The organism is Holdemania sp. Marseille-P2844, assembly GCF_900120005.1.
Taxonomy (GTDB): domain Bacteria; phylum Bacillota_I; class Bacilli_A; order Erysipelotrichales; family Erysipelotrichaceae; genus Holdemania.
Map to the genome: position 1 here is coordinate 656,388 of NZ_LT635451.1, position 15,396 is coordinate 671,783.

General features: G+C 50.5%; 14 protein-coding genes and 1 other annotated feature. Of the genes, 3 read left to right on the plus strand and 11 right to left on the minus strand.

The window, feature by feature from the left end:
• Positions 1-195: 195 nt before the first annotated feature.
• The 9 genes from BQ7364_RS09770 to BQ7364_RS09810 form a co-directional block, all read right to left on the minus strand.
• On the minus strand, positions 196-810 hold the full coding sequence (locus BQ7364_RS09770) for a hypothetical protein (RefSeq protein WP_072684519.1): 615 nt from the start codon (positions 808-810) through the stop codon (positions 196-198).
• Positions 803-2,191, minus strand: a complete 1,389-nt coding sequence (locus BQ7364_RS09775; protein ID WP_072684520.1) for an MATE family efflux transporter — start codon at positions 2,189-2,191, stop codon at positions 803-805. The genes BQ7364_RS09770 and BQ7364_RS09775 overlap by 8 nt, the downstream gene beginning before the upstream one ends.
• Before the next feature lie 29 nt (positions 2,192-2,220).
• Positions 2,221-3,411 carry an N-acetylglucosamine-6-phosphate deacetylase gene (locus BQ7364_RS09780; RefSeq protein WP_072684521.1) on the minus strand — a complete coding sequence of 397 codons (1,191 nt, stop codon included), beginning with the start codon at positions 3,409-3,411 and terminating at the stop codon, positions 2,221-2,223.
• A gap of 28 nt (positions 3,412-3,439) precedes the next feature.
• Positions 3,440-4,285: a ChbG/HpnK family deacetylase gene (locus BQ7364_RS09785; RefSeq protein ID WP_072684522.1), complete on the minus strand. Its 846-nt coding sequence runs from the start codon at positions 4,283-4,285 to the stop codon at positions 3,440-3,442.
• A gap of 13 nt (positions 4,286-4,298) precedes the next feature.
• A complete protein-coding gene (locus BQ7364_RS09790) occupies positions 4,299-5,096 on the minus strand; it encodes a ChbG/HpnK family deacetylase (RefSeq protein WP_072684523.1) in 798 nt (265 codons plus the stop codon).
• 174 nt (positions 5,097-5,270) lie between these two features.
• Complete coding sequence (locus BQ7364_RS09795; protein WP_072684524.1) at positions 5,271-6,089, minus strand: PTS system mannose/fructose/sorbose family transporter subunit IID; 819 nt, start codon at positions 6,087-6,089, stop codon at positions 5,271-5,273.
• Complete coding sequence (locus tag BQ7364_RS09800) at positions 6,089-6,868, minus strand: PTS mannose/fructose/sorbose/N-acetylgalactosamine transporter subunit IIC (RefSeq protein WP_072684525.1); 780 nt, start codon at positions 6,866-6,868, stop codon at positions 6,089-6,091. Before BQ7364_RS09800 ends, BQ7364_RS09795 begins: the two co-directional genes overlap by 1 nt.
• A 19-nt stretch (positions 6,869-6,887) precedes the next feature.
• On the minus strand, positions 6,888-7,379 hold the full coding sequence (locus BQ7364_RS09805) for a PTS sugar transporter subunit IIB (RefSeq protein WP_072684526.1): 492 nt from the start codon (positions 7,377-7,379) through the stop codon (positions 6,888-6,890).
• Positions 7,380-7,397: 18 nt separating this feature from the next.
• Positions 7,398-7,814, minus strand: coding sequence for a PTS sugar transporter subunit IIA (locus BQ7364_RS09810; protein ID WP_159432789.1), 417 nt, complete (start codon positions 7,812-7,814; stop codon positions 7,398-7,400).
• A 251-nt stretch (positions 7,815-8,065) separates the two neighbouring features.
• Between BQ7364_RS09810 and BQ7364_RS09815 the strand changes: the two genes are divergently transcribed.
• Complete coding sequence (locus BQ7364_RS09815; RefSeq protein WP_072684528.1) at positions 8,066-10,063, plus strand: BglG family transcription antiterminator; 1,998 nt, start codon at positions 8,066-8,068, stop codon at positions 10,061-10,063.
• An 88-nt stretch (positions 10,064-10,151) separates the two neighbouring features.
• On the opposite strand, the gene BQ7364_RS09820 is transcribed toward BQ7364_RS09815, so the two are convergent.
• Positions 10,152-10,637 (minus strand): dihydrofolate reductase, encoded by a 486-nt coding sequence (locus tag BQ7364_RS09820; protein ID WP_072684529.1) that lies wholly within the window; start codon positions 10,635-10,637, stop codon positions 10,152-10,154.
• Between the two features lie 102 nt (positions 10,638-10,739).
• A complete protein-coding gene (gene leuS, locus BQ7364_RS09825) occupies positions 10,740-13,142 on the minus strand; it encodes a leucine--tRNA ligase (RefSeq protein WP_072684530.1) in 2,403 nt (800 codons plus the stop codon).
• Positions 13,143-13,182: 40 nt separating this feature from the next.
• Positions 13,183-13,392, minus strand: a binding site (T-box leader).
• A gap of 301 nt (positions 13,393-13,693) precedes the next feature.
• Between leuS and BQ7364_RS09830 the strand changes: the two genes are divergently transcribed.
• Positions 13,694-14,347: a PAQR family membrane homeostasis protein TrhA gene (locus tag BQ7364_RS09830; protein WP_072684531.1), complete on the plus strand. Its 654-nt coding sequence runs from the start codon at positions 13,694-13,696 to the stop codon at positions 14,345-14,347.
• 49 nt (positions 14,348-14,396) lie between these two features.
• Entirely contained in the window at positions 14,397-15,233 is an 837-nt protein-coding gene (locus BQ7364_RS09835; RefSeq protein WP_072684532.1) for a DegV family protein, read from the plus strand.
• The last annotated feature ends 163 nt before the right edge of the window (positions 15,234-15,396 follow it).

Consider the following 15,396-nt stretch of genomic DNA (forward strand, 5'->3'; position numbering starts at 1 on the left):
TCAGGTTCCTCACTTTCTGATGGGTAACATAAGCTCTCAGCACCGCAGCCGGTCCGACTAATTTCCAAATCAAGCAAAAAAAGACTAAGCCACAGGTCTTATTTCAAGATCCTTCCGGTTCAGTCTTCCATTTCATTAATGAGTCCTATCGCTGAATCCGCCACCCTGTTTGTTCGTCATAATGTCAGCCGCGATTTATTTTGACGTCTGCGGATGCAGATGTGTCAGGGAGCGGTCTAAATAGAGTTTCGCTTGTTGACTGTCACCTTTGTTCTCAAACATCTTGGAGATCAGAAATTCTGCTTTCGCTTTTTCTTCGCCCTCCAGCTGATCCAGTTTAGCCAGATCTTCATCCAGATCCGCGTACGAATGATCGATCATCACGGCGTAATATTTCTGTGTTTCAGCTTTTAATGCTTCCGAACAGGTCGCTAAATTCAAAAGCCGGTTGCCGTACAGCCTGACCTTCGCAATATCCGAGCGTGCGACATAATAATAGAACGCGTTGTAATATACCGCTTCCTTTTGCTTGTCATTCAGCCTGCATTGATCAAAATCAGCGAACCGCCGGTCAATCTCAGCCGGATCCTGCTTAACCAGTGCCGCGTTTAATTTCATGAAGTCAATATTAAACGGATCGAAGACAAACTGCACCGACCGTTTTTCAATTAACCGGTCAAATCGATCAAAATCCCGTGTCATCAGACAGCTTGACAGTTCTCCGGCCAGCCGGCTGCGGAGCCGTTTCGGGATGACAATGGACAATGCGAACAAAATCAGAATGACAAGGATAATCCATACTTCAAACATGACTTTTCCCGGCAAAAGAAGCTCGCTTTTGCTTTTCCTTTCCCATGAAGATCTCACGGATCAACGATCGTGACAAAATTACCGCCGTCAGCACCGTAATCCAATCGGCACCAGGCTGCGCGTAAAAAACACCGGTCTCACCCAGCGTCCTGGAAAGCAGAAGCAGCAGCGGAACATAGATGATTCCCTGTCGGAACAGCGACAGAATCATTGACTCCCGCCCCTTTCCGGCCGCCTGCAGCGTAATCGTGAAAATATAATAAATCGAATACACTGGCAGCGACCAATTATACGCCTTCAGATACTGAGCGCCATAACTCTGCGCCGCCTGCCCGGTTGTAAAAACCGAAACAAACGCCGGGGCAAACAGCGCTACTAATCCGATTGCGATCAGGCTATAGCCCGTCAACACCTTGAGATTCCAGATGATCGCGTCCCACAGCCGCTGGTAGTCCTTTGCGCCATACGTAAATGAGGCCAGCGGCAGATAGCCGTTCGCTACGCCCTGAATAAAGAAATTGACGAAATACATCGTAAACTTCCCGACGTTGCAGCCGGCGGCGAAGTCGACGCCGTAAGTGAACACGACCTTGGTAAAAACCAGAATCGCCGCGCTGGACATCAGGTTGCGCACATAGACCGCAAAGCCGACGGAGAAGATCTCGCGGATGATCGGCCAGTCGATGTGAAAATCAAACAGCTTCCAATGCAGTGCCGTCTGTTTCGACGATAACCGCCGCAGGCATAGCGCCAACGCCGCAAACTGTGCCGCTGCACTGGCGATCGCCGCGCCCACAACGCCAAGACCCAGGCCGAAATCAAACATTAAAAATGGATCGAGAAGGATATTCAGAAGCACGCTGAGGGCCATGACCACCATCGGATACTTCACATCGCCGACAGCCCGGAACAACTGGATGCACGCGGTATATAACGAGGTACAGACCGCGAACAGAATCATGATCAGTCCATATGCCTGCCCATAGTCAAGCACGGCCGGATCCTGAGTCTGCCAGCGGAGATATGGATTCAGAAGTAACAGTGCCGCTATAGTGAACAAAATTGAAAACAGTGTTGTAAACGTGATCGTCGTACGGACGATTTCGGCCGCTACATTTTCCTGCTTCGCGCCTAACTGCCGGCCCAGATAGCTCGCCGCACCGATGCCGGCCGCTTCGCCGATCTTGGAAATCAGCAGTGTCAGCGTTGCCGACAGCGAAATGGATGCCAGCATCGCCGTGTTGTTCAGCCGGCCGATAAAAAAAGAATTGATCAGCTCGTAAATCAGCGAGATAACAGAAACCATGACCGCCGGAACGGCGAGCTTGATCATCGCCGTTCCGATCTTTTCATGGGCCAGTAAATAGGTGTCAGCTTTCATGCGATCGCCTGTTTTTTCCTGCTTTCAGGCTAAGCGACCCGGTGCGTTTTCAGGAATTCCTGATTGAACACGTCGCCTTCCTTCTGCCGGTCATAAACGCAGCGGCCCTCGCTGAACGTGTACAGACAACGGTATTGATCGTCGATCACGATCAGATCCGCATCCTTTCCGGCTTCCAGCACGCCCTTGTCAGGATAGCCGTAAACCAGCGCCGGGTTGCGGCTGGCCATCCGCGCCGCATATTTCATTCCGATTCCGACGTTTTCAACCAGATTCTCAATTCCTTTCAGCACCGGCATTGTCGATCCGCACAACCGCCCGGTATCCGAAAGGCAATAGCCGTCCGGCGTGATATTGACGTCCGGGAAGCCTTCCATCATCCGGAATTTTCCAACCGGCGCGCCCGACAGATTCGAGCAGTCCGACACCATCAGGAAGTGATTAAACGGATCACGCTTCATCCTGAACATCAATTCCAGCATCGCATTGCAGATATGCTTGCCATCGCAGATCACTTCATTATAAAGCTCGTCGTTCAGCAGACAGGCGCCCAATCCGCCCATGTTGCGGTGATGGATCCCGCTCATGACGTTCGCAGTGTGCGTCGAAACGGTGATGCCCCAGCTGAACGCTTCGTTGGCTTCCTCCAGCATCATATTGCTATGAGCGAAAGCTACCCGCACGCCCTCGCCGGTCAAATACTCGATGGCTTCGCGGGCCTTAGGCAATTCCGGCGCGATTGCGAACAATTTCAGCTTGCCGCGCGCTTTCGCGACGTTTTGTTTCAGCTCGTCCAGATCGATATCCGGATGTCCCGTATCCACGCCCTTTTCACCGACGCGGTTGAGGTATGGACCTTCGGAATGAATACCCAGCACCTTTGCGCCGTCCACGTCTTCCTCCGCAAGCTTCGCGACCGTTTCAAAGCCGGCGAAATCCGTTGTCGGCAGCACGCCGGTCACGCCCTGGGAGGCCAGTCCCTTTAAATATCCGCGCAGCTCCTTTTCGATGTCGCCCTCAAAGCCCATCGCGCCATAGCCCAGTGTTCCATGGTTATGTGTATCAATAATTCCCGGCAAAATCCGATTGTCCTGAACGTCCAAATCGACCGTAACAGGACTGTGAACATCCAGAAGCTCAACAATCTTTCCCTGCTCCAGATGCAGGATTCCGCTGACGCAGCCCTGCGGCGTAACGATTCTCGTCGATTGAATATACATAATTTTCTCCCTTCTAAAACACCGTTCTCTATTTTTCAGCGTTTTTGATCAAGCCCTGCTTCATGGCTTCCGCCACGTCGTAATAGTCGATGAGTTCGACATGATTTTCTGCAACGAATGCTTTCATCAGCGGCGAAGTGACGAATTCCAGATCCTTGCACCGCTCGATCGACAACGAGGTCTGGCTGAACAGGTCGGCGTCGACATATCCCGGATGCCCCCCAGCCAGAACATACTCGTGTTTTAAAAGCTCGTCTTTATATTTCAGGAATTTTCCTAACGGATCTTTTTTCAGCTGCGCTTGAGGGTCAAAGACTTTCGATACCGATGCGTTGGTTTTCTCCTCTTCCTCCTCCGGCAGTGAGAAGGTCGTAAACGCCATCTGCATAAAATCAAAGGCAAATGGCAGATCTTCATCCTCAGCAATCTTGCGCATCGCTTTAAGCATTGTTTCCGCTACAATCGAATGGCCGTTTAAATAGCCTGGTTTGCGTCCGGTCAGCGCGATAAAGCAATCGTACTGCGCTTTGATCTCCGTATAGACTTCATCGTAAGGGAATAATTCCGCGCGGCCTTCCTCACTTTGCCAGCGGGGATCATGAATCCGAATATTCGAGCGGATCAGGCGTCCGTTTTCATCGACGAGATGCGGAATTTTCTCAGCCGGTGCACAGGATGGCCCGGCAACGAGATTGAAGTCGATCCCGAAGCAGAAATCAGGTCTTTCCTTGATGAACTGCGCGGCCCACGGCGCAATTTCCATATTGGTAAACATCCCGGTGCATGTCAGGATGCCGTTGTCGATCGCTTCAATAATGCCGTAGGTTACGCCTTTGGTAAAACCGTAATCGTCGCCCTGAACTAATAATTTCATCGTTTTCTTCCTCCTAAATTAAATCAGCATAGCTGATCAGTTCAACCTTGTGTTCTTCGATCCATTGCTTCAACACCGGCGAAAGAATCATTTCCAGATCCCGGCAGCGCTCGATTGACAGCGAGGTCTGGCTGAACAGCGCAGCATCAACATAGCCCGGATGACCGCCCGCAAACACATATTCATGCTTCAGATAGTCATCGGCGTGCTCCATAAAATACTGCAGCGGATTGCGGTTAACCTGAGCGGCCGGATCAAAGATTTTCTTCGTCGTCGCTTCGTTTCCGCCGATATCCACGGCCCAGGCAAAATGAAACTGTTCGAGAATATCGTTGGTATACGGAAGCGCTTCTTCCCTGGCCAGCTGCCGGATCGCCGACGTCAAATTTTCATGATTGATCGAATGGCCGTTGAGATAGCCTGGCTTTTTCCCAACCAACTTTACATAGCGATCAAACTGCGCGCGGATTTCCAAATAACATTCTTCAAACGGAAACATCGCGCGCCGTCCCGCTTCACTTTGCCAGCGGGGATCCCGAACCGTTATGCTGGAGCGGATGAAGTTTCCGGCAGCGTCGACAAAATGCGGGATTTGGCGCGGATCCGCACAGCACGGACCAGTCACCAGATTGAAGTCGATGCCCCAGCAGAAATCCGGCCGGGCACGCATCTGCGCGGCTGCCCATTCCGCATCCGGCATATTGGCAAATAAGCCGCTGCAGGTTAATACGCCGTGGTCGATGCCCTCCAGCATCCCCAACGTCACGCCTTTGGTGAAACCATAATCGTCGCCTTGAACAAGTAATTTCATAAGGCTAGGCCTCCTTTTCTTCTATTGTAAATCCAAGTCATTTAAAATCCGAGCTGAACTGCAAACAATTTTCTGTTTTTCACAGTTATAGCGGCGTTAAAGAAAACAACAGAGCGGCTGGGAAAATCGCGAATTGTCCATTCCTTTTTCCGCGGCGCGCTCCGTTATGCCAACTTAAAAGATATGAATTAAAGCGCCGACTAAACCGATGACCATCGTCAATAAAATCAGGTTGATCGGTTTCCAGCCTTTTTTGATCAGCGCGACATAGCCGAATAACAGCGCGATGCTCATAAAGCCCGGGAAAATCGCATCGAGCACCGGCGCGACTTCCAACGTTGCCGGGCCGATATGCAGGATCAGGTTCAGCGGAACATACACCATCTGTGCCGTCATCGCACCGACCATCATAATCCCTAAAATTGAAGCCGCCTTGGTAAAGCTGGCCATTAAGCCGGTGCTGAACATCATGTCGATAAACGCCGTACCATAGGTGTAGCCCAGCCGGCAGAACCACATTTTAACTATCGACTGCGGCACGCCGTAAATCAGGATAAACATTACCATGCCCAGAATATTCCCCTGCTGAGCCAAGCCGATGCCGATACCGGCGGCGATGATGCGCAGGCAGTTGAAGAACAAGTTGTCAAACATCCCCGCGGTCGGTCCCATCAGCGCGGACTTGACGCTGGAGATCGTTTCTCCGTCGACCGAGCCTTTTTCCTTCTTTTCCTTTTCCATCGCCCAGGCCAGGCCGACGATGAAGGAGAACGGGACGGCGTGGGTGTTAAAGAACTGTTGATGACGGGTATAGGCTTCCTTTTTCCCTTCCGGATCATCTTTATAAATTTCTTCGATCGCCGGAATTAACGAGAATGTAAAACCATTGCCTTCCATATTGACCATCGTAGCGGCCAAGAAGCACGTATGTGAGCGGATCTCCACCTTGCGGAGCAGCTTTTTTTCATCAGCGCTGATCATCATGTTTTTCATCAGAAAAATTCCTCCTCCTCTTTGCTTTCCGGTTTTCCTTTATTTTCAATAATTTTCTTTTCCAGCAGGAAAATCGTAATCGCCACAGCGGCGCCGATTACGGCGACAGCCACGGTATCCAGATTGACGTATTTGACTAAAACAAAGCCGACGAAAAACCAGATGACCGTCTCTTTATTCATGATCTGCGACGTCAGGATCGCAAAGCCAACCGCCAGCGCCATCGAGCTGACCGCGCCCAAGCCGGTCATGACCCATGCCGGCAGCGAAGCAATCGCCAGCTGCAGCGCATCGACGCCGAAGTAAATGCAGCCGAACAGAATGACCGTGTTGATCAATGGCGAAATAAACGTAAAGACCCAGACTGCGATTTCATACTGCTTGATTTTATTATCCTGCAGCAGTTTTGTAAAAAAGCCCTGAATCGGTGAGAACAACCCGTACGGAAGCATCGTGACAGACGCTAAGACCGTACCGATCGGCATCGCGATCGCCACGGCTGATTCGATATCGGCGCCGGTCAGAATGACGAACGCCGTAGCGACATAGCTGGTCGTCGTCGCGTCGGCCGGAATCGAACCGCCGATTGCCGAAATGCCCATGAACAACGATTCCAGCGAAGCGCCAAGAATACAGCCGGTCGTCACATCGCCTAAAAGAATGCCGACCAGCGGACAGACGACGATTGGCCGCGTCAGAGCCTGCCAGCCCAGCGCCGCAGTATCTAAAATTCCTAAAAGCCAGTAAAGAAGGCTGAGTTTTAATGCAGCGATTAACATTATAATTGATTCCCCTTTTCTATTTTTTCAAAATTGACGAAACCTTGATCGCGGAAACGTCCGGCGTTACCTGCAGAACGAAATCCTCGACTTTCTCGTTGACTTTCGCAAGAATCGCTTTTTCATCTTCCGATAACGCGACAAACTGAGAGACCATTTCCCGCTGCTTGCCATCGCTGGCTTCCAGCAAACCCCAGTTTCCGATATTCACGCGATGAATCCCCTCGACCTGTTCCACGACGGTAAGCAGATCCTGAGGATTGGCGACAATCAACAGGATATCGTGAGCGGACGCCTTCGGATTGTGCAGCAGCTCGACCGCGTCCTTAACCGTTTTCACGGCGACTTTGATATTGCCCGGCGCGGCCATCAACAGCGATTTGGCGATAATCGGATTGGAACCGGCCTGATCGTTGGCGACGATAATCCGGTCAACAGGAACCACCCGCGACCATTTCGTCACAATCTGTCCATGAATCATCCGATCATCCAGACGGCATAATTTAATCATTGTTCTTCCTCTTTTCTTTCAAAAAAATTCTCCTTCATCCCCAGCCGGAACTCCCTCGTCTTGGTCATAGAGCACGACGCGCTGCATCTGCCGGGATTGTTCCGTTAATGCCCGCAAAGAGTTCAGCGTCACGTCTTCCTGCATGCACAGCTCCAGCACCAGCGCCAGATTTACGCCCGCGATCAAAAACGTATGCGGCCGGTCTAAGTATAAATACATCTTTTGATTGACGCTGCCGCCGTATAAATCGGAAAGCATGACGACGGTTTCTCCCTCCGGCACTAAAGCAAAATACGCCTTGAGCTCCTCGTCGATATTCCGGCCGTCCACATAGGCGTCCAATACCGTCAGCGAAGTCTGGGGCCCCGCCAGAATTTCAATAGCTGTGGCCATCCCGCTGGCCAGATGTCCGTGCGATCCCAATAATAACCGCAATGAATCCACTCCTCTCACTCGAAAATGTAAGCGCTTAACGTTTCCTGAATTCATTCTACTTTTCCATTACTCCGGATGCCATCCGTTCTTTTTCACATAGTTAATGGAAATTTCAGTTTTTCCATTATAAATACTGGAAAAAATTAACACGGAAAAGGTTACAGCATGTTCGCTATAATGGATAAGAATACAAGTGCGGATCCATTTCAATGATCAGGGTTAACCTGCGCTTGAGGTGAAAGGGCGGAATTATGAATAATCGTCAGTTAAGAATACTTTATTATTTTTTCAGCAATGCCGCGCCCTGTAAATCCGGCGACATCGCCCGGGAATTGAAATTAAGCTCGCGCACGATCCGCGACACCATCAAAGAAATGCAGCCGGCCTGTCAGGAAAACGGTTTTTCCATTCATTCGCGCAGAAACTACGGATTCGAGATTCAGATCGAGGATGAACAACTCTATCAAGCGTTCGCCGATCAGATCAACGTTACCTGCACGGTGCTCAACCAGATTAAATACAACGAAAATGAAAGCTTTCTCTTTATCGCGCGAAAGCTGGCGTCGATCGACGATTGGATTAAAATCGACGATCTGGCGGAAGAACTCAATTTTTCCCGCAGCGCTTTAAGCCCGGTTATCTCAGATATCACAACGTATTTCCGAAATCATCAGCTGACGATCCTGCATAAAAAAGGCAAAGGCATCAAGCTGACTGGATCGGAAATCAACTACCGTATGGCAATCATCCAGCTGATCGGGCCACTGCATCACCAGACCCTAATTCAAAAAGATGAAACGGCGTATAACCAATTCGTCTATTGCGATCGGGATTTATTTTTAGCGATCCGCCGGGAATTCAAAATTTTTATTTCCGGCAGCGGAATCCACTTTACCGACGCAATGTTTATCTGGCTGTCATTTTATCTGATTGTACTCATGAATCGGCGCAAGCATGGTTATTCGATTGAGGCCAGTCCGGCCTTTGATTTTTTGAATCAAACGGCGTTTTTCCAGCCGGCTGCCGCGCTTTTTGAGCATCTCAGTCAAAGCTTTCCCAGCGATTTCAATGTGGATATCAACGAAGTTTATCAGTTTGCGGCATTGATGATGAGCAGAGCGGATATCAGCGACGCCCGCCGTTTTTTACGCTCAGTCGAAGCTTCGCCAATCGCTGAAACTTTTAGACAGATCAGCGAAGATTGCCACCGCTTTTTAATTCGTCAATTTAATCTGCGGCTGACAGACAATCCAACTTTCTGCAATGAATTTCAACTCCATTTAGCGCAGATCATGATTAAACATTATTTCCATTTTGAAACAAAAATTACCTTCGGCGGCGTCATCACCAATAAATTTTCCCTCGTTTCCCCTTTAGTCACTTATCTTGGTTTTGAAGTTGCTTCACATCTGGAAAGTAAATGGCGCTTATCGCTATCCGGTGACGATTATTTTCGATTTATTAACTTCTTCATGACCTTACTGGCGTCGATTCCGGTTCCCATTCGAAAGAAACGCCTTCTGATCACCTCTGGCGCGGGGTTATCCTATTCCAGGTTTATCGGAAAACTGATCACAAATGAATTCGGTGCGTATATTGAAACTATCCGAGTATGCGAGTTTTATGAAATCCGGCATCTGAACTCTGCTGACTATGATATGATCATTACGAACTTTGATTTCAGTACCCTGCCGCAGTTTTATTCCTATGATCTGCCCTATTATCGGGTTAATTTTGAAGAAAGAGACGCCGAAACCCAGCTGAATTTAACTCAGGCATTTTCCGATATTTTTTTGATTGATGATTATTTCATCCGGGATGAAACCATTGCCTTCTATGAAACCATTCAATTTTCCAGTCTCTTGCAGATTTATCAGTTCATCGTTTATAAAAATTGCCGCACACCTAAAAAATTTCAGCGATTGATCGACGAATTTCAAAAAATAGAGACCACGATCGATTTCAAGATTGTCAACGGTACGTTGTTATTAATGGGAAATAAGAAAGATTATGGCCGAGAAGGCATCGACGTCTTTCTTTCCGACGGCAAACTCAGCCACAAAGGGAATAAAATTTCTGCCGTCATTTTCTGCACACTGGATTTTTCATCCTTGCTGAAGCTTCGGATTGCCGAGATCTATTTGATGCAGCTGCTGAGCCATTGCGACATTGGGACGCTGAAAAAAGAAAAGAATGCCTATCTGAAAAAGTTGACCTGCGAGATCTTGATTCGATTCCGGTCGATTTAAGGAAATGCCTCCTTGGATTGTGACTAAACCGGGAATATTCCATCTTTTCCAAAAGAAAACCGAGGAATTTCTCCCTCGGCAGTTTCCTTTATTTCTCTGTCTTCCGATTCATTCTATCCCATTCTTCCAGCACAAAACCGTCTTCCCGGGTTTGCTTGCGGCAATCCCATTCCTGCGGATCCCACGTTGGAAAGAACGTATCACAGTTATAGCAGCCAGCCATCCGGCTTAACCGCAAATGAGCGGCATAGGGCAGCCACAAAGCGTAGATTTCCCCCCCCCCGCCGATCACCAGCTCGTCATATTCCGGGTGTGCCTCCATCCAGGCCAGCGCTTCTTTAACCGAACGAACGATGGGAAAGTCCGGATCCTCCATTACTCGGCTTTGGATGATCAGCTGCCGTCCCGCAAGCTTGCGGCGCAGCGGCTCGGCCGTCTTCCGGCCCATCAGCAGCGGTTTTCCCATCGTATACGCCTGAAACTGCCGCAGATCCGCCGGGCAATGCCACGGCATTCGGCCAGCTTTACCCAAGCCGCCAGCTTCATCCAGTGCGGCGATCATCGTGATTTTCATGCCCGTTCCTCCCTTTTCTTGAATGCCTGTTCCACTCTGTACGCATTAGCATGCCTCATAAAGAAAGCCAGGTTCATTGACAGGCCTGGCTTTGTTATTCCATTAATTTGCGACGATGTTGACGACCTTACCCTTGATCACAATGATCTTGCGGATCGTCTTCCCTTCGATAAACGGCTGAACGTTCTCGACCGCTAACGCCTTTTCTTTCAGCTCGTCTTCCCCGGCGTCCACCGACGTCATGAACTTGCCGCGCAGCTTGCCGTTGACCTGAACGACGACTTCCGTTTCATTTTTCACCAACTTCGCTTCGTCATAGGTCGGCCAGCTTTCATAAGCGATCGTTTCCGCGCCGGTTAAGTGCTGGTACATTTCCTCGCCGATGTGCGGCACAAACGGGCTCAGCAGCTTGATGAAGCCTAAAAGCATTTCGCGGTTGATCTTGTCGGCGCGGTAGCATTCGTTGATAAAAATCATCATCTGCGAAATCGCCGTATTGAAGTTCAGCGTTTCAATGTCCTCTGTGACCTTTTTCACGGTAAAGTGGTAGGCGTAGTCCAGCTGCGGCGTCGGTTCATCCGTGACTTTCTCCGACTGTTCCATGACTAAACGCCAGACGCGTTCCAGCCATTTGCGCGAAGCGTCGACGCCCTTTTCGCTCCATGGCTTACTGGCCTCTAACGGTCCCATAAACATTTCGTACAGCCGCAGCGTATCCGCACCGTACTTCTCGACGATGACATTCGGATCGACGACATATTCCGGGAATCTTTTACCCATTTTAATGCCGTTGGAGCCGAGAATCATGCCCTGATGGACAAGCTTGTGGAACGGCTCCTTGACCGGGACCACGCCCTTATCATACAGGAAATTATTCCACATCCGGCTGTAAAGCAGATGCCCGACCGCATGCTCCGGTCCGCCGATATACAGATCGACCGGCATCCAGTGTTTTAACAGCTCGGGATCAGCCAGTTCCTTCTCATTGTGCGGATCAATATAACGCAGGAAATACCAGCTGCTGCCGGCGCTGCCCGGCATCGTGCTCGTTTCGCGGCGGCCCTTGACGCCGTTTATTTCCACATTCACCCAATCCGGTGCTTTCTCCAGCGGCGAAGCGCCGGTTTTTGACGGGCTGTAATCGTTGAGGTCCGGCAGTAACAGCGGCAGCTGATCATCGCTTAACGCGACGGTATCGCCGTTGTCCAAATGGACGATCGGAATCGGCTCGCCCCAGTATCGCTGACGGGCGAAAATCCATTCGCGCAGCCGGTAATTGACTTTTTTCTGGCCGCAGTGATGCTCGCTCAGCCACTGGATCATTGCATCAATCGCATCCTGCTTGTTCATGCCGTTTAAGAATTCCGAGTTGATATGCACGCCGTCCTGAGTCCAGGCTTCCTTAGCGACGTTGCCGCCTTCCAGGACCGGAATGATTTCCAAACCAAACTTCTTGGCGAAGGCATAGTCGCGGTCGTCGTGAGCCGGTACCGCCATGATCGCCCCCGTGCCGTAGGTAGCCAGAACGTAATCGGAAATCCAGATTGGGATCTGCTTGCCGTTGACCGGATTGATCGCATACGCACCGGTGAAGACGCCGGTCTTCTCCTTGTTTAATTCCGTACGTTCCAGATCCGATTTTGTCGCACACTGCCGCTTGTACTCCTCGACCGCCGCTTTCTGCGACGGCGTCGTGATCTGATCAACCAGCGCATGCTCCGGCGCTAAAACGCAGTAGGTCGCGCCGAACAGCGTGTCGCAGCGGGTTGTGAAAACCGTGAATTGCTCCGCATGTCCAGCAACCTGGAAATCCACCAGCGCGCCGATTGATTTGCCGATCCAGTTGCGCTGCATTTCCTTTGTGGATTCCGGCCAGTCCACCTCGTCCAGCCCTTCCAAAAGCCGTTCGGCATACTGCACGATGTCGATGACCCACTGGCGCATGTTCTTGCGCACAACCGGATAACCGCCGCGTTCGCTCTTGCCGTCGATGACCTCGTCGTTGGCCAGAACCGTGCCCAATTCCTCACACCAGTTAACCGGCATCTCAACGCATTTTGCCAGGCCGCTTTCAAACAGCTGCTTGAAAATCCACTGCGTCCATTTGTAGAACGAAGGATCGCACGTCGATACCTCGCGGTCCCAGTCGTAGCTGAAGCCCAGCATTTTCAGCTGACGCTTAAATGTTTCGATATTTTTCAGCGTGAAGCCGTTGGGATTGTTGCCGGTCTGGATCGCATACTGCTCCGCCGGCAGACCGAAGCTGTCAAAGCCCATTGGATGAAGCACGTTGTAGCCCTGCATGCGCTTCATGCGGCTGACGATGTCGGTCGCCGTGTAGCCCTCCGGATGGCCGGCATGCAGACCGACCCCGGATGGGTACGGGAACATATCCAACGCGTAAAACTTCGGCTTGGAAAAGTCCCAGGCATCGGTTGCGAACGTCTTGTTCTCCTCCCATACCTTCTGCCATTTTGTCTCAATACTCTTGTGATCGTAGCTCATAAAATTCATCCTTTCTCAAACAAATAAAAAACGCCCTTCATCTAAGGACGTCAGCGCGCGGTACCACCTTAGTTCACAGAAAGATCCCTTCTGTGCCCCTCTTTTTCCTTTAACGCAGGAAGTCACGGAATCCTTTTTTTCAGATTCAGCTCCAAGGTCAGTTCGTTCAGGTCTGCCGCCGGTTTGCACCTGCCACCGGCTCTCTGATCGGTCAGACGGTAGAATTACTATTCCTTTTCATCGCTTATTCAAGAATAACAAAATCCCCGTTTTAAGTCAATCAAATCTTGCCTGAAAAACAAGGGTTTTCATCGTTGTTTCTTTTTTATGAAACGTTTTCCTGAACCCTCTTTTTTCTGCCTGTGATCCCGCTAAAAAAATGCCGGAAAGGCTTTTCAATTCTTGTCAAAACGACTACAATAAGAAAATGAATAAGGGAATAAGCATACGCTTAGACAAAAACCAAGATTTGTAGTTGAAGTTCCTCGCCAATATGATATGATATTTATATGATCTAGTTTTGATAACTAGATCAAAAAGGAGCTGATAGTATGTTTCGTTGGTTTAAGAATGTTCAGGATCCGATCAGCAGCTACACCCATTTTCTCGGCGCCTGCTTCGGCGTGATCGCCACGTTGGTGTTTATCGCCGCCGGAGTTGCGAACCAACGTCCGCTTAAAACGATTCTGGCCTGCTGCGTGTTCAGCGCTTCGATGATCGCGTTGTACAGCGCATCCAGCTATTATCACACACTGAGCTGGGATCATCCGCATCACACGTTGTTCCGCAAGCTGGACCATTCGATGATCTATGTGCTGATCGCCGGCACGTACACCCCGCTGTGTCTGACCTATCTGCCGGGGCGGGAGGGAATTACGTTTGCGGTTGTGATCTGGACGATCGCACTGGCCGGCATCATCGCGAAGATCTGCTGGCTGAGTGCGCCGCGGATTCTGTATACGCTGTTGTATCTGGCGATGGGCTGGGCCGTACTGTTTGACTGGAGCGGTTTCTCGCAGATGCCTTCCGGCTGCCTGATGCTGATCGCGCTGGGTGGAATCGCGTACACGATCGGCGCCGTGATCTATATGATCAAAAAGCCGGATCTGTCGAAGCAATGGGGATTTCACGAACTGTTCCATCTGTTCATTCTGCTGGGATCGTTCTTTCACTTCATCGCAGTGCTGAGCTACATTCTGCTTTAGCGCATCCCGTTCCCTAATCCATTTAAAAGTAAAGAAAGAGAGTTCAACTATGATTCGATTAATTTCTGATTCCTCCACGCTTTATTCCATTGAAGAAGGCAAGGCGCTGCCCTGCGACATCACGCCGCTGTGTGTTACGATCAACGGCAAGACTTACCGCGAATTTGAAGAAATCGACGCCGAGACGTTTCTGGGCTTGATCAAAGCCGGCTACATTCCTTCCTCGTCGCAGCCTTCGATGGGCGAGCTGATCGAGCTGTTTGAAAAATATCCGGATGATGAAATTCTCGTCATTTCCATGGCGGACGGCTTGTCAGGAACGTATCAGACGGCGGAAGCGGCGCGGCAGCACACGGAGCATCCGGAACGGATTCACGTAGTCAATTCCCAAACGCTGTGCGGACCGCATCGGTATCTGGTGGACCTGGCGGCGCGGCTGATTCGCGACGGGCGGCAGATCGAAGATATTCTGGAAACACTTCGGAATAAAATTGCGACGAGCCTGTCGTTCTTACTGCCGCAGGATTTCAGCTATCTCAAGCGCGGCGGCCGGTGCACGCCGATGGCGGCGGCAATGGGCGGCCTGTTGAAATTACAGCCGATCATGATTCAGGCCGAAGAAGGCCGGCGGCTGGAAAAGTTCGGCGTCGGCCGCAGCTTTGACGCCGCGGTCAAATCGGTCTTAGGCAAGCTGGAGGAACACGTCCGCAACGCCCGCGTTCAGATCAGCGTATCCCATGCGTTCAGTAAGGAACAGGCTGAAAAGGTTCTGGCCAGAGTTAAGGAGCGGTTTCCGGAAGCTGAATGCGTTCTCTACGATCTGTCCTGCGCGTTTATTACTCAGGGCGGACCGCGGTGTATTGCGATCCAGTCAATCGAATTGTAATCGGAACTGATTTTATCAACGGACGGCGCGCAGAAAATGCGCCGTTTTTTACTTTATTTTCGAATTCTTTGCCCCTGCCCGATCCTGCTTGTTTACCAGCTTGATCAAAGTGGTTATGATCTGTGCATGTTGAGGAAACTGTGCGCGAATTCTTTTCACCGGA